This window comes from Bifidobacterium sp. UTCIF-39 (assembly GCF_006408715.1).
GTDB classification, from domain to species: domain Bacteria; phylum Actinomycetota; class Actinomycetes; order Actinomycetales; family Bifidobacteriaceae; genus Galliscardovia; species Galliscardovia tissieri.
In genome coordinates this window covers 36,419-55,629 of the sequence record NZ_JEOG01000001.1, presented here as the reverse complement: position 1 = coordinate 55,629, position 19,211 = coordinate 36,419, and the positions used below count along the sequence as shown (strand labels likewise).

13 protein-coding genes are annotated in these 19,211 nt (G+C 61.3%); 1 reads left to right on the top strand and 12 read right to left on the bottom strand.

Going from position 1 to position 19,211, the window contains the following annotated elements:
* Positions 1-105 precede the first annotated feature (105 nt).
* Complete coding sequence (locus tag EP30_RS00220) at positions 106-1,035, top strand: AEC family transporter (protein ID WP_140555118.1); 930 nt, start codon at positions 106-108, stop codon at positions 1,033-1,035.
* Between the two features lie 40 nt (positions 1,036-1,075).
* On the opposite strand, the gene EP30_RS00215 is transcribed toward EP30_RS00220, so the two are convergent.
* The 12 genes from EP30_RS00215 to EP30_RS00160 form a co-directional block, all read right to left on the bottom strand.
* Positions 1,076-2,446 (bottom strand): nucleoside hydrolase, encoded by a 1,371-nt coding sequence (locus tag EP30_RS00215; RefSeq protein ID WP_140555116.1) that lies wholly within the window; start codon positions 2,444-2,446, stop codon positions 1,076-1,078.
* 187 nt (positions 2,447-2,633) lie between these two features.
* Positions 2,634-3,692, bottom strand: coding sequence for an ABC transporter substrate-binding protein (locus EP30_RS00210; protein ID WP_375137723.1), 1,059 nt, complete (start codon positions 3,690-3,692; stop codon positions 2,634-2,636).
* Between the two features lie 1,205 nt (positions 3,693-4,897).
* Positions 4,898-5,713, bottom strand: coding sequence for a fumarylacetoacetate hydrolase family protein (locus EP30_RS00205; RefSeq protein ID WP_140555114.1), 816 nt, complete (start codon positions 5,711-5,713; stop codon positions 4,898-4,900).
* Between the two features lie 35 nt (positions 5,714-5,748).
* On the bottom strand, positions 5,749-6,417 hold the full coding sequence (locus tag EP30_RS10810) for an HTH domain-containing protein (protein ID WP_181160714.1): 669 nt from the start codon (positions 6,415-6,417) through the stop codon (positions 5,749-5,751).
* 651 nt (positions 6,418-7,068) lie between these two features.
* The gene (locus EP30_RS00195) at positions 7,069-7,968 is read right to left on the bottom strand and encodes a YggS family pyridoxal phosphate-dependent enzyme (protein WP_140555112.1); all 900 of its coding nucleotides are present in this window, start codon (positions 7,966-7,968) and stop codon (positions 7,069-7,071) included.
* 106 nt (positions 7,969-8,074) lie between these two features.
* The gene (locus EP30_RS10805; RefSeq protein WP_181160713.1) at positions 8,075-8,878 is read right to left on the bottom strand and encodes an HTH domain-containing protein; all 804 of its coding nucleotides are present in this window, start codon (positions 8,876-8,878) and stop codon (positions 8,075-8,077) included.
* A 496-nt stretch (positions 8,879-9,374) separates the two neighbouring features.
* The gene (locus tag EP30_RS00185; protein WP_140555110.1) at positions 9,375-10,910 is read right to left on the bottom strand and encodes a SpaA isopeptide-forming pilin-related protein; all 1,536 of its coding nucleotides are present in this window, start codon (positions 10,908-10,910) and stop codon (positions 9,375-9,377) included.
* Between the two features lie 102 nt (positions 10,911-11,012).
* Entirely contained in the window at positions 11,013-13,403 is a 2,391-nt protein-coding gene (locus EP30_RS00180; RefSeq protein ID WP_140555107.1) for a Cna B-type domain-containing protein, read from the bottom strand.
* A gap of 448 nt (positions 13,404-13,851) precedes the next feature.
* Positions 13,852-15,030: a class C sortase gene (locus EP30_RS00175; protein ID WP_094662131.1), complete on the bottom strand. Its 1,179-nt coding sequence runs from the start codon at positions 15,028-15,030 to the stop codon at positions 13,852-13,854.
* A 218-nt stretch (positions 15,031-15,248) separates the two neighbouring features.
* Entirely contained in the window at positions 15,249-16,349 is a 1,101-nt protein-coding gene (locus EP30_RS00170) for a glutamyl-Q tRNA(Asp) synthetase (protein WP_258185287.1), read from the bottom strand.
* Positions 16,350-17,357: 1,008 nt separating this feature from the next.
* On the bottom strand, positions 17,358-18,092 hold the full coding sequence (locus tag EP30_RS00165; RefSeq protein WP_140555103.1) for an MIP/aquaporin family protein: 735 nt from the start codon (positions 18,090-18,092) through the stop codon (positions 17,358-17,360).
* Between the two features lie 215 nt (positions 18,093-18,307).
* Positions 18,308-19,195, bottom strand: coding sequence for a 1-acyl-sn-glycerol-3-phosphate acyltransferase (locus EP30_RS00160; RefSeq protein ID WP_140555101.1), 888 nt, complete (start codon positions 19,193-19,195; stop codon positions 18,308-18,310).
* Positions 19,196-19,211 lie beyond the last annotated feature (16 nt).

Here is a 19,211-nt window from a genome sequence, read left to right as displayed (position 1 = left end):
AAGGCAATACGGACACCACGGGCATACGGACCATACGGAATAGTCGGAATACCGTCACTCGTATCCGAGCGAACAAGAACATCAGGAACAAAGTCAGAAGTCATCATGATCTTCAAATCGGGAGCGCTGCTGCTGGTCATCGTCGGCGCCTACGCACTCAAGCATCTGCACGTCTTCGGCCCGCGCGACTACAAGGTGGCGCAGGGACTCGTCTTCAACATGACGCTGCCATGCGCCATCATCCTCTCCTTCGCCACCAACAAGCACGACATGCACATGCTGTGGATCGTGCTGTTCGGATTCATATGCTGTCTTGTGCCACTCTTCATCGTGTACTTCGGATCGCACGGCGACGAAAAGCCTTACCGCGCGTTCCAGATGCTCAACGCCAGCGGCCTCAATCTCGGCGCGTTCTGCCTGCCGGTCATCCAGACGTTCATGGGGCCGTCCGCCGGTCTGCCCGTGATCATGATGGATATCGGCAACGCCATGGTGGCCACGGCGGGCGCGCTGACCATCACCCGCACGCTGCTGCACATGGACGGGAACTTCAAGGCGCTGCCGCTTTCGCTGCGGCTGCGCGGCATCGCTCACGACTTCCTCGGATCGATATCGTTCGACATCTACATGCTCATGCTGGTGTTCATGTTCGCGCACATCACCATCCCCGAGCCGGTCGTCACGCTCATCACGCCGTTCGCCAACGCCAATGCGTTCATGTCCATGGCCATGATCGGGCTGATGATGGAGATTCCGGCCGAGCGCAAGGATCGCGTCGAACTGCTCAAGGTGATCGTGTGGCGTGCGGCGTTCAGCGCGGTGATCGCGCTGGCGGCCTGGTACATCATGCCGTTCGACATGCGCATCCGCGAGATTCTGGTGCTGGCCGCGTTCTCCCCGATCACGATCTTCTCGACCAAGTTCACCGATTCGCTCACCGGCAACGCCAAGCTCGCCGGATTCTCGCTCACTGTCACCGCCGTGATCGGTCTGATCGCCATGACCGTGGCGCACGCCCTTCTCCCCGGTGTGTGAATCGCGGACGGACACGTACGGCGACCGCGTCGCGAGTCGTTCAGCGGCAGAGCGAGGCCATGCGGTCGCGGAATTGCGACACGAAGCGATCCGCGTCCACGCCGAGCGCCACATGCGCGGTTTTGCGCGGAGTGCGCAGACGGGTCGGATCGCCGATCGTACGGCCGCGGAAGCCGTAGCCGTCACCGGTGCGAGTCTCCACCATCATGTTGACGTCGAAGCAGCTGACCAGCGAGGGGTCGAGCGCCACGGCCGCCGCCAGCGGATCATGCAGCGGACTGCCGGCGAGGAACATGGGATCGGCATCCTCGTTCGCATTGATATAGAACTCCACCATGTCGGCGAGGAACCGGCCACGGGCCGTGCCGGTATCGCGCCAGGACTGCGCATCGGCGCGGGTGAGCAGGCACTGATGGGTCACGTCGAGACCGACCATCGTCACATCGGCGCCGGAGCGGAACACGCGGTTCGCCGCCTCCGGGTCCTGGATGATGTTCGTCTCGCACACCAGGTCGTAGCAGTTGCCTTCCTGGGTGAGCGTGCCGCCCATCATCACCACACGGAGATGGTCGACGATGTACGGGGCGGCGTCGATCGCGGCGGCCACATCGGTCAGCGGACCGGTGGCGAGGACGATTACATCGCGACCATATCGGCGCACGGCGTCGATGATGAATCTCACGCCTTCGGATTCGGCCCTGCGCACGGCCCGCTCGGCGGCAACGACCTCCTCCAGATCCGCCTCGGCATCGGCACGATACCCACCGACCGACTTCACCCGGCCGGACGCGGCAAAGGTATGAGCTTCAGCGGCGGCATCGGTATCGACGACAGCACCGTCGGTATCGGGAGTGACGGTATCTCCCTTGATGGCCGCAAACGAATCGCAGACTTCAGCTTCAGCAATCACACTGGCAAGGTTCGCCCCATGGGCGCCGTCAACGCCGCCGTTTACGACATCGTCGGCATCGGCATCTTCATCTGGACCGACACCAATACCGGCATCTCCGCCGAGGACGCCCCCCGTACCAGCTACACCGGCATCGGCACCGGCGTCAACACCACTTCCATCACGATCCGCATACTCCGCGGGGTTCACATTACCTAGGCCATTGCCACCATGGAATCGGGCGCACCCCTCGTCCACCTCGAAGCAGTCGGCCCACGACGGACGCGGCATGCCATGCAATACCGGCACATCGGGCCGACCGAACAGTCGCAGCACATCGCGGGTGTTCCGCACGGCGGTCTCGGCGGTCACGTTGCCATACACGCCGATCACGCCGAGCAGGTCCACGTTCGGAGAGCCCAACAGATACGCGATCGCCAGCGTGTCATCGATACCGGTGTCCACATCCAGCACGATGCGTGTCGTACCGCTACCCGCGTCGCCCCCGAGTCCATCCGCCATGTCATTCCTCCTTATGCCCCTACAACGTCACATGGTCCGGGCGGCCCACGTGACACACGCCTAGAAACGTTGCAATTTCAACGTTTTTAAAACGGTATCACGTGGACCGCCCGGACCATGTGATGCAAGCCGGACCGTGTGACGCGCGACCGGAGCCGACCGCACGCCGCGAGCCCGCGAGCCGTGACTACTTACCCAGGAAGTCGTTCGTCGCCACGTCCTTGGCCTGCGGCGTGGTGTCGACCGTGTTGCCGTTGCTGTCGGTGTAGGTGTGGGCCTCGGCGAGGAAGTCGAAGTACTTCTGTGTCTCCACGAAATCGTTGGTGCCGAGCACGAACTCACCGGACTTGATCTTGGCCGGATCACCCCAGTACTGGCCGTCGACGATCACCTGCATGCTCTTCTTGACGAAGTCCTCCTTGAGGTTGGCGTCGGGCGCCTCCGTGACGAGGATCTTCGCGGCGTCGTCCGGGTTCTCGTACGCGTACTCGTAGCCCTTCTGCGAAGCCTGCACGAACTTCTTCACCAGTTCGGGATCGTTCTGGATGGTCTTGTCGCTGGTGATGATGCCGATGGAGTCGGCGTTGCCGGGCACGCCGTAGTCGGGCTCGGTGAAGCAGTTGAGCTTCGGACCGTACATGTCGGCCTGCACACCCTCCCAGGTGGCGTAGAAGCCGCCGAAATCGGCCTTGCCCGAGCTGAGCGTCTGGAACGTGTTGGTGCCGGCGGTCACCTTGTCGAACTCGCCCTTGCCGCCGTCGAACTGGATCATGCGGCGCACCACGGCGTCGGATTCGTTGGAGCCGAACGTGGCGAAGGTCTTGCCGTCAAGATCCTTGGGGGACTTGATCTCGGTGTTGCTGGCGAGCGCGCACCAGATGGCGCTGGGTTTCTGCTGGACCTGCATGACCTGCTTGATCTTGGCGCCCTTGAGGCTGTAGTCGGCGGTGTTGGTCATGTTCGACAGCGCGAAGTCTGCGGTGCCGTTGTTCACGGCCTGTTCGGCGCCGGCCTGCGCCACGGCCACGATGTCGACGTCGAGTCCGGCGTCCTTGAAGTAGCCCTTGTTCTTGGCCACATACACACCGATGTGGTTGGTGTCGGGCGCCCAGGAGAGCATGAAGGTCACTTTCTTCAGTCCGCTGGCGCTGCTGCTGTTGCCGCTGGCGTCGTTGGACGATCCGCATGCGGCGAGCGTGCCTGCGAGTCCGAGTGCGGCGACCACGGCCACGCCCTTGCGCAGCATGCCGCCAAAGCGTTCCATGAAACGATTCGTCATGATGATTCCCTAGTTCTTCCTCAGATATCGTTCTCTGGGAATGCCTACGGGAACAGGACAGAGAACGATATGGAGGATCCGATTCCCGTACGCCTAATGCCCCCGGACTGGTGGCGACCGCGATTCGAGCCGATCCAAGTTCAGTCCGGTTTGCCACACATTGGCGTGAAGCGTAACGATTATATGGCGAAGATGGCGACATGTCGCGGCCGTGGAATCCCGCGGGACGGCGATATCCCAACGATCGTCCGGCATTGTGGCAGGTCCGTACAGTCGTGGTTTCCACGATGAATGCACATGCACGGTTCAGTAAGGAACAGTGTGCCTTACATTCAGGGGAAGGCGTTCTCCGGTTTGACGTGTCGGGTTGTGATCACCGATTCGGGCATCAATGCGCCGAGGCGCTTGACTTTGCAGGCCGGGTTTTTCGAAAGCCGGAAAAGGGCAGCCGAGGCACCCAAACCAACCGCCAGCACGCCGACGGCACACGAGGACACGAGGACAACACTCCCCTCTGCCCGCCTAGGACGCGTGAATACATGAATACCAGGCAATGAAAACGATAACTGGATACAAGGAAACCCCGGCGGGAGGAAGAAGACCGCCGGGGCGAAGAGGAAGAGAGGAAGAAGGTTCAATTATGAGGTTGAAGTTATGCGTATTCAGTTAGGATCACGGATCGGGAGGCTGTGTGAGGTTGATCACCCCGATCGGTGGTCGTCATCGGTATCATCCGCTGACATTTCTTAGTTAACCGCCGTTTTCTTGAAGAACCGGTCGATCCGCCTCCGCATTACTGAACAAAACGCTTGTAAAGGTTGCCATGAAAGCTGAAAGAACGCTGAACCAGCGTTCTCGCGCTCATCCCGGGCCCGTCTACGACACCGATGCGCCACTATCTGCGAGTTCTGTGCGGATTGTCAGGCCTTGCGGACACCTATCTTCGAGTTCTGTGCGCTCTAGGTCGGATTCGCGAAGTACAAGCCTTGGAATTCCAATCCTCATACTCGTGATTCTCCATTCGGAACGCACAGAACTCGACGATTGATGTCCGCACCAGTGCCGAATCCGCACAGAACTCGAAGATAGGCACCGTCAGACAGTCATCAATACCTTCAGTACCTCGCGGTGCATCAAGCACCTCACGCGGCGCCTCAGGCACCTTCAGCCTCCTAGCCGCGAACCACCACGTTGCGCAGATCGCCGATGCCCTCGACGTGCACGATGGCCTCGTCGCCGGGACGCAGCGTGCCGGACGCGTTGGGCGTACCCGTGAGGATCACGTCGCCGGGCAGCAGCGTGGAGAACTGGGAGATCGCCGCGATCTGGGCGGGGATGGAGTGGATCAGCCCGGCGGTGGTTCCGGCGGCTTCCGGAACCACTTCTCCGTTGAGGCTGAATCCGATGTGCGTGTCGGACCAGTCGAGATCGGTCTGGATCCACGGTCCGAGCGGGCAGGAGGTGTCGAAGCCCTTGGCGCGGGTCCACATGGGGTCGAAGCCCTGCACGTCGCGCAGCGTCACGTCGTTCACGCAGGTGTAGCCGAGCACGTAGTCCATGGCCTTTTCGACGGGCACGTTCTTGGCGATGCGGCCGATGACCACGGCCACTTCGGGCTCGTAGTTCATATCGTTGGAGAAGCTGGGGATCACGATCGGATCGTCGGGACCGATCACGGAGGTGGACGGCTTGGTGAAGATCACCATCTCCTCGGGAGCAACCTTGATGTCGGACAGGCCCTTGTTGGCCATGAATTCGGTGTGCGCCTGATAGTTCTTGGCCAGGCCGAACACCTTGGACGGGATGACGGGGGCAAGCAGACGGATGCCGTCGGAATCCACGGCGTAGCGTTCGCCGGTGGGCTTGACCTCCTGGGGGCCGAGCGGGAATCCGTCGAGGGCCACCAGGTAGTCCTTGCCGTCGTTCTGGTCGGTCTGCACGAATGCGTAGCGGACCTTGTCATTGAGGGAAAAACGTGCGATTCTCATGAGTCCAGTGTATGCCGCCGTTGACGGTTACGCCGTCAAGCGGAGAAGATGATCGAGTCGAGCGGCATCGAACGGGAACCCAACGGCGAGATCGACGAGGAGGCAGATGCTTCTGCCGATCCTGAGAGTGACAACGCAGACGAACGCATGGCACCCGATGCCGCTGGAGCCGAACCCCTATCAGCGATTTCAGCATCATCTCCATCATCCCCACGGAACTGCCCCATCGATGCGTCCCCACGTTCATGCGCATCCCGATCGAACTCGGCGAACATCTGCTTCTGCTGACGGATGAGCTGACGACGCAGGGAGCTCAGTTCATGTTCGAGCTCGTCGATGCGATTGATCTGCCGCTCCAGCAGTTTCTCATACGACATGCGGAACGGCTCGGATTCAGGATTCACCACGCCGGACGCCTCTTCGGCGATGGTTTCCGGAGTGAGCTCGCCGGACTCCTTCATGGACGGCATGACGGTCTTGCGCCAGCGTGCAATGCATCGTTCGATGCGCTTGTATCCGATCACGCTGGAGTCGAGCCCGGCCTCGCGGAAGATCACCGCGGGGGACTCACCCGCAGCGTACCTCCGCATGCAATGGCGTTTGAACGATTCGGAGTAGGTGACACGACCATCAACCACTCGTTCCACGGCCGGCAGCGAACGCAGATACGCCGCTTGCTTGCGCGTGAACTTCTTACGTTCCATCACGCCCCTCCTGTTCGATATGGGGACCAACAACTTCCCCTGCGACAACATCACCCCCCCCCCCACCGCAAAAGCGGCAAGGGCCGGCATCCTGCCAATTCATCCGCTACCGTATTAGCTACCACTGCACGTCTCATTCGGCAGCATCCATCGGGAATTCATCCGATACATACCACACACAGACGATTCCTTAATTGTCAGTTATACCCCCGTTTTGCATAAAAAACGACAAACGATGGAAAAAATGTATATTACCGTCGTGTTTTTGCGGAATTCGCATATCGATCATCCGCATCGATGACCGGAACAGAAGGTGTCCGTCGGGGTCTGCAATACGATGTTTCCCTACTCCTTTAATCCGTTCAAGACGTACGTATTACACCCGTTTGACGGCGTGTCACGTCCCGAAATCGTACCGGTACGGCAAGCGAAAACATCCGTCGAATCATGGACAGCGAATCCATGTATCGGAACGATGACATACGACGGCATGCGACGGATACGGACAGCGCGTCCGGGATCCGAGCATGACGGCCCGGTCCTCAACGCGGAACTACAGCAGTAGGACAGACCGTCAGGCAACCAGATAGCCAGGCAGACAGTCAGCCCGCCAAACCGTCAGGCCGCCAAACCGTCAAACCACCACAACCGTCAGATGAACGCGCGCTCGCCGAAGATGGCAGTACCCACGCGCACGATGGTGGACCCCTCACTGATGGCGATCGCCATGTCGTGCGTCATGCCCATCGACAGCTCACGGCAGTCGGCGAGCACCGGGACGCCGGATGCCAGCAACGCGTCACGCGTTTCGCGCAGATGGGCAAATCCACGGCGGATCACGGCCTCGTCGGGCACATGCGCGCCGATCGTCATTAGACCTTCGAGATGCAGTCCCTTGAGTTCGGCGATCTGCGCGGCAAGATCGGCGGCCTCGGCCGGCTCGCATCCGGATTTGCTCTCCTCGCCGGATTCGTTGACCTCAAGCAGCACTCCCACGGTGAGTCCACGAGCCTCGGCACGCTTGGCGATCTTCTGCGCAAGGGCGAGATTGTCCACGGATTCGATGGTGGTGACGTGAGGCAACACCTTGTTGATCTTGTTGGACTGCAGCTGGCCGATCAGATGGAACGGCAACGGGGCGAGCGCGGCAGGAACCGAAGCAGTGGATCCCGAAGCGGCGTCAGCCGCCCCAGCATTCGCCACCGCGGCGGCAGCGGCCTGCGCATCATCGGTGCCGTCGTTTGCCGCCTCGCCGAGCGCGAATCCGCGGACGGCGCACTGCCGTACCAGTCCGGGAGCCTTGACCTCGATCTCCTGCGGGCGGTTTTCGCCGATCATGCGCACGCCGGCATCGATCGCAGCCATGATCTCACCGACGTCACGCGTCTTGGTGGCGGCGAGCAGTCGCACGGAACCGGCTGCGTGTCCAGCATCGGACTCCGCGGCGGCGATGCCATCGAGCACGCGATGCACACCGTCGACGATCTCCTGTCGTCGTGCATCATCGATCGTATCATTGGCCAGATCCTTGTGATCCATGTATGCGACCATCGTCGTCCGTTTCCCTTCCGTATGCCACGCAAACCGTTCCGAGCCTGAATTTCACGATCATTCACAATCATTCACGATCGCGCACAGGCGGCGGAACCACTGCACGCTATGCTAGTACGCTTTGCGACACCGCTGTATATCGTGCCGCGCTCGCGGATCCGACCGATTTCGGACGTCGGACGGATACGGGAACCGTCTGGGCCCGAGGCCGACCGACTCCGGACGCATACCGACGGATGCACAACGACCGGCAACGGAACGTCGCCAAACAGGTTACGCAGCGGCATCGATAGAATGCCGATTGCGATCGCCCATCGAAGCCCCCCCCCCGAGAAATTCGATTCGTGGTTTCACCGATCTCGCTGACCACGCCATTCTCGCCAAACGCACCGACCACGCCGTCCGCATCCTCTGCGGAATCGCCGTGATCGATGGTGACCTCCACTTCGGCCTTGAGCTCGGTCACCTCACGCTCGAGTTCGGCGATGCGACGCACCTGTTGTGCGATCAGCAGATCGCGCAGATCGCGACGTCCAGAACGCACGACGAGACGTGGCGAGAATGCTTCGTTGTCATAGTCGTCGTCGGATTGGTCATGGTGGCCGTCGGCGGTACCATTGCCGCCATTGACACCATTGACACCGCTCTTGTTCGGCGACGTGTTATCCGCCTCGGCTTCGATGCCGCGCCAGCGCGAGATGCAACGTTCGATGCGCTTGTATCCGATCAGTGCCGAATCGAGTCCGGCATCGCGGAAGATACGGGCCGGCGACTCACCCGCCGCGTACCGGCGCATGCATTCGCGTTTGAATTCCTCGGTGTAGCGGATGCGACCGTTCGACACACGCGCCACAGCCCGTAATGACCGCAGATAGGTGATTTCCTCCTGGGTGAATTCCCCGGTTCTCATGAGTTTCCCCTTCGTGGTTTGTCTCAGCAGCGGCTTCAGTGCCACGAAAAAACGCCCACGCGCACCGATCCGTCACTGATGACGGTGTTGAAATGGACGCGGGCATGCGCCGGGGAGCGATGTCGACACGGCTGGTCCGCGTCAGAAAAGAAAGGCATGTGGGCACGGCCTCACTGCGCCGTCCCATATGTTATCGAGATCTTTAAATATACCCCCCCCCCGACCCCATTCTCGACATCCTCCCCTAGCGCGAAACCGGTCGGCAGACGGGAGGTGGGAATCGGGGACGGAGAGTTGACGATCGTGCCGCCAAATGGATATGTCAGTATTGTCAAAGGATCCAAGGATGCGTCTCTGGTGTTCATACGCATATCCATGGATATGGTCGCTGGATATGGGAGGGGCCGGAGCCAAACGATCAGTTCAGCCCCAGCCCCTCGAGATGGTTATCGCACCAGTGTTCTGATCAGTTCATGATCAGGCGTGCAGCGTGCGATCAGGCGTGCAGCGCGGCGCTGGTGCGACGGGACTTGGCGTACACCGTTGCGGCGGCACCGGCCAGAACCACGCCCAGAGCCACGAACATGGCGATGCCGGCGGCACCGGTCTTCGGCAGTTCGGTGACGTTCTTCACGTTGGTCACGGTGGCGGTGGTCTTCTTCTCATTCAGGGTCACCAGGCCGAACGGATCGGAGGTGATGGTCTTGTCGAAGGTGACGGCGCCGTTCTCGGCGATGGTCACGGTGAAGACGACCTTGTTGTTGGCGGACTGCAGGTAGCCGTCGGCGGCCTTGGTCTCGGTCACGGTGTAGGTGCCGGCGGCGAGACCGGAGAAGGTCACCTTGCCGTTGTCGCCGGAGGTGGCGGTGGTGCCGACGGTCGGCAGCTTGCCGGTCTGGTCCTTGGCGACGGACAGTTCGAATTTGGCGCCCTCGACTGCGCTGCCAGCGGCGTCCTTCTTGTCGAAGCTGAACTTGTACAGGGAGACCTTGGTCTGGGTGTACTTGTCGTTGTTGCCCAGCAGCTCGTTGACGACGCCGTCCTGGTTGGCGGCATCGGCGTTCACGGTGGCGGAGTACTTCACCACGATGGTCTTACCGGCGTATGCGGCCGGGGTGTTCAGCGTGATGGTGAAGGTCTTGGCACCGTCGCCCTGCAGGCCGGCCTCGAGGCCGGCGACGGTGTAGTCGGAGGCGGGAACGTCCTCGCCGTCGGCGGTCACGGTGAACTTGGTGTTGGCGGCGACGGTCAGGCCCTTGCCCGGCTTATCGGTGAACACGAAGGAGGCAGGTGCCGGGTTGGCGACCTTGCCCTTCAGGGTGTACTCGATGGAGCCGCCCACGGAGACGCTGGTCTTGTCGGCGGTCTTGGTCTTGTCCTCGTTCTTCGAGTTCTTGAAGTTCACGGTGGCGGCGGCGGTCGGCTCGGTCAGCACGCCATCCTTGGTGACGGTGCCGGAGGCGACGATCATCGGCACGGCCTTGGTGATCTCACCGGTCGCGGCGGTGTTGTCCAGGAACACGTAGATGCCGGCCGGCAGGCTCACGGTGGCGGCGTAGGTGGCGTCACCGGTGGCGTCGTTGACCTTAGTGGCGGCGCTCAGGTTGACGGTCTGGCCGCCGGCGAGCTGAGCCTTGGCGAGGTTGTCGGCGAACTTGCGGGTAGTGCCGTCGGCCCATGGACGGGTGGCGGAGACGTCAAGGACTCCGGCGGAGAGCGCGTTGGCCAGGTAATCGGGCTGGACGTTCTTCTGTCCGGCGGCCTCGAGCGCGGTCTTAACGGCCTCGGCGTTGTCGGCGACGGTCTGTACACCGTAGGCGGTGTTCGCGTCGGAACCGTACTTCACGTAGTCACCGATCTTGTAGGCGGTGACATTGCGGCCGGTCAGCTGCTCGGCGTTCTCAGCGGTGAACGTGAACGTGGCGTTGTCGTTGACGACTTCAGCCGCGCTGGCGGTGGCGGCACCGAACGCCATGCCACCAAGCAGGGTCGCCGCTGCGGCGACTCCCGCGAAAAGCTTCCTCAACTTCATGAGAAAACCCTCTCTTTCCTTTACTTGATATTTGTTATGGGTCGCGGAGGCGGAAGACTCACACCTTCCGCGACCGCAAATTTTCTGGATTTCAGGGACAGTTCAGACCGTCATGCAACGACGCCACGCCACATAGCCCGCACCACCGGCCAGCGCCAGCAGCACGCCAGCCGCCACCATCCACGCCCGACCGGTGGTCCCACCGGTCAACGGCAGCGCAGCCACAGCCACGTAGCGGTTTACGAACTTCGGATTGTTACCGGAGACGGTTGCGGCCCACTTGCCATCGGCGTTCTTGGCCACGGTCACGGTCACGATGTGTTCGGCGGTGTCGTACTGCCAGCCGGCAGGTGCATTGTCGGCACCGTTTTCGGTGATCTTGAACGTGTACACGACCTCGTTCGCGCTGCCCGACGGCACCTTGAACTTCAGATTCTGGTTGGTGGTGCCGAAGGACGCTTCCGCGGAGTCATTGGACTTAGCGAGCACGTCCTTAGACACGGTCGCGCGCAACTGGCCGTTGCTGTCCAGTCCGCTCACGTTCTTGCAGGATCCGGCGTTCTGGTCGTTCGTCGTTTCACAAGCAAGGGTGGAGCCGAAATCGTTGGCCGCGGCATGGCCTTTGACCTGCTTGGTCACCTTGAGATCGGCGGCAGGCAGCATCACCGACGACGCGGTGTTAGTGATGGCCGCGGCGCCCTTCTGCTCATCCAGTCCCTTGAGCGTGATCACGCCGTTGTCGGCGCTGGACGGCGCGGTGGACACTGACACCGACACGGAGGAGTCGTAACCGTCCACCGACTGTTCGGTCACTGTGTACTGATGGCCATCGGGGCCGGCCGGAACCGTGAAGTCGTGCCTCCATTCATCGGCCGCGTTCAGCGTGACTGCATCGCCGTAGTTCTTGCCGTCCTGCTTCAGATGCACGGTTACGGCATCCGAACCGTGCTGCTCGTTGCCGTCTGCCCAGGTCTTGGTCACGATGATGGTCGAGGTCGGCAACGTGATCAGCGGCTTGTTGTACGGCGTGTTGTTCTCGTCGCTCACGGTCGGCTGACCGTTGACCGACGTCACCGTCTTGTAGAAGACCTTGGCGGTGTCGTTGTCGTTCGTGTAGAAGTTGTTGTTGCCAGTCGCGGCGGAGTCGTCCTTGTGGTTAGCGGCTGCGGCATCGTATGCCTTCTGGGTTGTCTTCACCGTGAAGTTCACCGTGTAAGTGGTGCCGGCTTCAAGCTGACCGTTCTGGCCTTCCGGATACCAGACGATCTTGCCGTTGCCATCGACCGTGGCCTTATTGTCTGGCGTGTAGTCCGTCGTCTTGCCGTTGACGGTCTTGCTGTAGGTGAATTCGGGAGCATTGTTTGCGCCCGTGAACGTCACCCAATTGTCCTTGGACAGCGCATCTTCGATGCGGACGCCCTGATACAGCACCGTGGTCGTGATCTGCTGCTGAATCTTGTCGAATACGCTCTTCAGTTCCTCAGCGGAGGACGCGGACTGATAATAGCCCTGATTGCCGCCCTGACCGAGGTTCCAGTTCCAGCGATTCCAGTTGTCTTTAGTCAATGTTGCGTTGGGATAGTTGCTCGACACGGCATTCAGGAACGAGTTAACGCTCTTATCGGTGGTATTGCCCGGATCGGCTCCATCCACTACACCGACGCTGTAGATGTCGGTGCCGGCCTGCTTCATCTCCCTAGCCGCGGTTATTGCATCACTGGCGACCTGATTATCAAAATCTCTCTGAGAGGTCGGCACGCCATCCGTGAAGAACAGGACGACCTGCTTCGCGTCCGCACGCTTGTTACGCAACACATCCTGGGCCTTCTGCAGACCGTAATCCGCACGAGTAGCACCCGAGGGCTTCAACTGACCTACGGTATTCCTCAGACCATTGAAATCGGTGGTGAAGCCACTGACGATCTGCGAGTAGTTGTACCCCCGCCAATTCGTGTCATTACCTATTTGATCGCTCTTATCACTGGCGAACTTCACCAACGACACCTGATGTTTCTCGGCGTTCGCCGGCAACTGCTCGTTAGCTTTCGCCGTCATATCAAGGAAGGAATCGACCGCAGTCACCAACGCCTGCTGTTTGGTGGTCCTGTCCGAGTAACTGATCGAGTTCTCCATGGAGCCCGACTCATCGAGCACGAGCACGATGTCGAGCGGCTTGGACGTGGTGGATGTGGAGCTGTCGACGGCACCGGTCACGTTCAAGGAAACGGTGTACTTGCCATCCTTGTCCGGCGCGTTCACGATCTTCGTATGTTGCGGAACGCCCAGAGACACTCCATCGTTCGTCGCGACAGTCTTGGGAACAGCCGTCTTCGTGATCTCGGACGGCGATGCGGAGTTGGTCGGCGTGGCGGCGATGGCGGAACCGCCCACTGCCACGGCGAGGAACATCGCCACGGCGGACGCCACCGCCACGAGGCGAGCGCCTGCTCCCCCTACCCTTCCGGGCTTCTTGTTCTTCTTCATTCTCGTCATGTCTTCTTCCTGCGCTTTTGCCGAGCGCGAGATTGCAGCAATGCCACGCACCCCTACGCATGTCCACGCCGCATAACAGTGCCAACAGAACCGCACTGTAGACGGAAGCCCCCTACCCCACGACCCCCCTTTAACGCCCACCAGTTTTCGTGTCGTACCCCCATTGGCACGATGGTGACCGCTTGGAAAATGTGCTTCACACCTGTGCCCCCGAGTTGGGGAAAAGTCTCAGAAAAGCCCCAAAATTCATCTCACCGCAACAATCGGGGGCCGCACTCACGGCGGAACATGCCATGCAACGCATGAGGAATCTTGCCATACGACGTCCATTAGCGTCTATTGGGCAGCCGTCAGGACGCCACTGGATCAGAACGTCCACTGGATCGTAAATCAAGAATCAGTCGCCGCATCGTCAATGATCGACGATCGATGCCGAATCGATCGCGTGCTACCAGCGATGCGGCCACTCACCGGCGTGGTGCATGGACCGCCACGGCATGCGACGCAATCGACGCAGCAGCGCCACTGCGAACCAGCCCACCGCGAGTATGGTCACGCCGGTCACGATTCCCGCGGTCCGGCCGTCATGCAGGTCACTCGGGTCGGGGGCCGGCACAGGAATCGCCACGCGATGTCCGGACACGAGCAGACGATGCGTGTTCACGCCGTACGGCGTGCACGTCATCAGCGTCACGCGGTCCTCGCCCGGCACGATCTTCAACTGCGAAGTGTCGTTCGGTTCGATCACGGTGATGCGATCCACCTTGTATCCCAACGTCTCGCCCATCACTTCGATGTAGAAGAAGTCCCCCTCCTTCATCTCGTCCAGACGAGTGAACATCATCGCCTCCACCAGGCCGCGATGCCCGGTAATCACCGAATGCGTGGATTCACCGCCCACGGGCAGGCTCGAACCATACAGGTGGCCGGCACCCGACGCGAGCGCCTTCTCCGAAGTGCCGTGGTAGATCGGCAGGTCGATCGACACCTTGGGGATGCGGATCGTGCCCATCACGCCGTTTCCGGAGTCGAGCAGGGACTGGTATTCCTTGTCTTTCGACGAAGCGGAATCCTCGTCGCTCGCCTTTGAGCCGCCGGCCGCAGCGGCGAACGGGTCGATGGCCTCGCCCAGCACCGGCTGACCGGATGCGGCGAGGCGTTTGTTGTAGGCGCGGGCCGCTTTGAGCGCCTCTTCGGCCTTGGGGTACGGCCAGTTCGCCACCTGATTCTGGGCGTTGTTCGATGTCTGCGCCAAACGCTGGGACGACTGGTATTGCAGGGCCACGGGGAATCCGGCCACGCATACGGCGGCAATGAGCAGCAGCGCGGTGATCACGCGCATGATGATGAGGTTGCGGCGCAGGCGACGCTGATTGGTTACGAGGTCGGTGATGTCGGTTGCCTCGGCGAACGGGGTGGGGGTCCAGAGAGTCGAGGAAGCGGTGGAGGTCGGGGCTGCGGATGTGGGTTGGGAGGACTGGGTTGGGCGGGCATGCCGGGAGGAACGAGCGGTCCGGGCGACCTGGGCGGGTTGAGAGGCCTGACCGAGTCGAGCAGACTGCGCTGCCGCACCCGCATGCCGTCCCCTACCGGATTTCCCATGTCGAGAGGAACGACCACCGAACATACCGACTCCCATCCATAGATTCACGTTAGCCGCGTTCCGATTCCACCGTCCGCCTCGATCGAGTCATTCGCAACCCCTCGCGTCAGTGGCGTGGCGGCATCGGCATCAACACGAAATCGCAACATCGCCAAACCACGTGGCACAACGCAATAATCCTAACGCCGCCACGGTCTTTGGCGTACCCCCGTATTGGGAATACGGCAATTCGCGGGTTCGGATCAGGCGAATAACGCGGTCGGATCGCAGGCGCGATCGGTATGATCGGCGCGCAACGGGTCCCAGGAAAAGTCTTTGAGCAGATCGTGGGCACTGATCGGTTCGGGGGTATTGCGCAGACGAAGCAGCCATGCGCAGTAGCCGATCACCGATTCCGGGGTCACACCTTCCTCGCGCAGCACGCCGAGGTCGAGCGCACGGTCGCGTTTGGCTAGGCGCTTGCCGCTCGGGTCGTCGATCAGGGGCAGGTGTGCGAACCGGATTGCGGGAAGTGGTGCGGGGTTATCCCCAGATTTGTGCACGTTATGCACGTCGTCGACTGAGGCTGCAGCGGCAATCGACGGCTGCGGATGCCAGCCTCGCTCGGCCAGACGGTCGCGAATCCACAGCTGCAAGGCGGTGGAACGCAGCAGATCACGGCCACGCACCACGTCGTTCACACCCATCAGCAGGTCATCCACCACTACGGCGAGCTGATACGCGTACAGGCCGTCGGAGCGGCGCAGCACGGTGTCGCCGATCTGCCGGGCGAGATCGAATTCCTGAGCTCCAAACACCACATCGTCGAAGCCCAGCCGTTCCTGCGGCAGGTGAATGCGCCAGGAATGCCGGCGTCCCTCCGCGAGTCTCCGGTCACGTTCGCTGGAATCCAAGCGGGCGCAGGTGCCAGGGTAGATCACGTATCCATCGCCCTCCTGCGGTGCCGACGCGGCGCGAATCTCCGCGCGCGAGCAGAAGCAGGGGTAAAGGAGTCCAGCGTCGCATAGATCGTGCAGCGCCTGATCGTACAGGTCGAAGCGGTCCGACTGGTACACGGGGTCGCCGTCCCAGTCCAGACCAAGCCAGTGGAGGTCGTCCATGATCCAGCGGTCGGCGTCCTTGCGCACGCGCGGGGTGTCGATGTCCTCGATGCGCAGGCGGAGGATGCCGGAATGGTTGGGGAGATTGGGGAGATTAGGGTCTGCGGCGGTATGCGGGCGCTCGGCTCGCACGCTCAGCCAGGCGGCCAGCGCCGCGTACACGTTGCCGATATGCATGCGGCCGGTAGGCGACGGAGCCAACCGGCCAACACGGCATGCGGTTGAAGCTTCGCCGCTGCTCAGTGTCGGCGCGGTGGCGATGGACGGGAGCCTAGACGCATCGGTCTTGGATGCATGGGCAATGGAGCTACCGGGGATACCGGGAATATTGGCAGTATTGGAGTTATCGACGTTACTGGAGTCACCGGCGATGCCGGCATCGGAAGCGGGCGTCTGTACACCGCGATCCGCGCGGGACACAGGGACCGAGGTACTTCCGGAGCGAAGCACAAGACCCGAAGTCGTCTCAGCATCGGCGTTCACGCCCTGACCGTTCCAGCCATTCCGGGGGTCATTGGTAACGATTCGGCCGTCAGTCATTGCGCTCCGCCCTTCTCTTCATCACCTTCATCACGATATTCCGCCCCGAGTGTACCCGAATCGCAGGAGGCGACTCTTCTCCGCGGTGCCGGACTGAATCGGGCGTCCCTGCTCCCTGCTCCAATCGATACCGCGCACTTGCAATTCCATGGGGAGTATCTCGGTAAGTGCGCAACTGGTCTTGGTCGCATGCGTGCGTCGGATACACACTGGATCGGGTCTCCTACTGCGGGTTCGTCTCGGATGTCCGTCGGATACGCAGCGAAGCACGCCCTTCGGTGCGGGTTCGTCGTACATGGATGCCGGATACGCACCGAAGCGCGTCCCCTACTGCGGGTTCGTCTCCACCGTGCGTCGAATGTGCACTGGAGCGTGTCCCTGGCTGCGGGTTCGTCACAAACGTGCGTCAGATACGCACCGAGGCGGGGAACCGTCTTTTCACATGTCGTCACTGCTTCGATCGACGCGGCCCTCAGCGGGAGCCCCTTTCCGCCGACCTCGCGACTGGCAGCCAAGACCAGTCACACACCTACCGAGACACTCCCATTCCATGCCAACGCCACCGGCAAGGCGACCGAAATTGTGGACAACTTTTCAGTTATTCCACCCATTTTCCGCGGTATCGCCGATTTGTGAACCACCGCCAAAAGAAAAAGCCCGGCGCCGGGTGGCGTCAGGCCGATTCAAGTTCAAATCTTCAATGCGTGCGAATCACGCGGCAAAGAACAGCTTGAAGAGGAAGGCACCCACAACGGCACCGGCGATCGGGGCCACCACCGGAATCCAGGCCTCATTCCAACGGGAGCCGCCCTTGTGGGCGATCGGAAGGAGCTGGTGCAGGAGTCGCGGCATGAGGTCACGGGCCGGGTTCAGACCAGGGCCGGTCGGGCCGCCGAGCGAGGTGACCAGACCCCACACGATAAAGCCCACCACGATCGAAGCGGCGGCAAGATCCTTGGCACCCCACGGCAGCAGCAGGCAGCACAGCGCACCCAGCACGAGCACAAGCGTGCCGAAGAACTCGTTGAGGAAGTAGTTGAAGCGGGAACCCTCGGCATCGGTGGTGGAGAAGGTGGCGAAGATGGCCTCGGGATCCTCGGTGTCACGGTAGTGCGGGTAGTAGGTCGCGAACACCACGAGCTGACCGACGGCCGCACCCAGCAGCTGGGCGATGATGTAGGGAATGACGTCATTCCACGGGAACATGCCATTGACCGCCTGCGCAATCGTCATGGCCGGGTTGATGTGCGCGCCGGAAACCGCGCCGAACATCAGCACAGGGAACATCACACCGAAGCCATAGCCCATGGCGATGTTCAGCCAGCCGGCGTGATAACCCTTGGTGTTCTTGAGCTCGGTGTTGGCCACCGAACCATTGCCGAAGATCATGAGGATTGCTGTGCCGAAGAACTCGGCGGCAAGCTTGGTCATAAGCGAATATTCCACTGTTATTCCTTCAGATTCCTTCAGGTGTTGAAACTTACGATCCACAGGCCGCTTCGAAGCCCAGTAAGACATGGGTCTCCGAGGGATTGGATTCGTGATGTTCTCTCTGATATGTCCAATGGACAAACAGTGCAATTGTACCTATGCTCGAGACAAATGCAGCCGTCGATCAACAACCGTTAAGCCTCAAGCTCCCGGACCTTAAACCACCACCGTCAGTCGCGCGGCACGCGCTTCATGGTGCGATAATCCCAATATCCTTCGGCTGGAGGCTCCTCGCCACGGATTTCGGCTTCGATCTCCTCAAGCCGCACACGTACGCGCCGGGTGAGTTCGGTCACGGCCTCCTTGGGCGGGGTGCTCCCCCACGAATCCATATCCGCAAGCAGGTCGGAGTAGTCGATGGCGGCACCGTACCCCATGACCACGTTCTTGCGAGGCCACGGCCACCAGTGGTTGATGCTCGCCGCACCCCACGTGGCCGCCGGGAAGATCGGGATCTCGTGCCCAAGCTTGCGGCAGGCCTCAAGCGCAATATACGCCATGCCGGGCTTGAGGCTCATCGGCCATTTCTTCGGGTCGCGCGTGAGCGTACCCTCGGGCCAGATGGTGAGCGGACGCCCCGAGGTGAGGATGCGGATCGACTCGTTCTCGATGGCGAGCGCCTCGCCCTTGCGTCGCGGCACGGGCTGCATGCCCACGAGCTGGAACCATTTGCCGATGATCGGCCAGCTGGCCATTTCGGCCTTGGCCATGTATCGGGGTCGCCGCCCCTGATAGAACATGGCGGCCATGGGAATGAACACGTCGAACAGGGTCACGTGCGTGCACGCGGTGATGAACACGCCTTCCTCCGGCACGTTCTCCAGTCCCCACGCCTTGGGCTTGCAACGGGATCGCACCACCCACGCGCAGGCGTTGAGCAGTCGTTGCGTGGCCTTGGGATTCTGCGCGTTGATTTCTGCTACGTTGTCGAGCCGCGGCCCGGTGGGATGGTTATGCATCGGGTTGACGAGATGATGGGCGCGCGACAGTTTGGCCACCTGTTCATCGCTCAACGGCTTGACTGCGGAGCGAGGTGACGGCTTTCCGGGAGATACCATAGGCTCCATTGTGCCC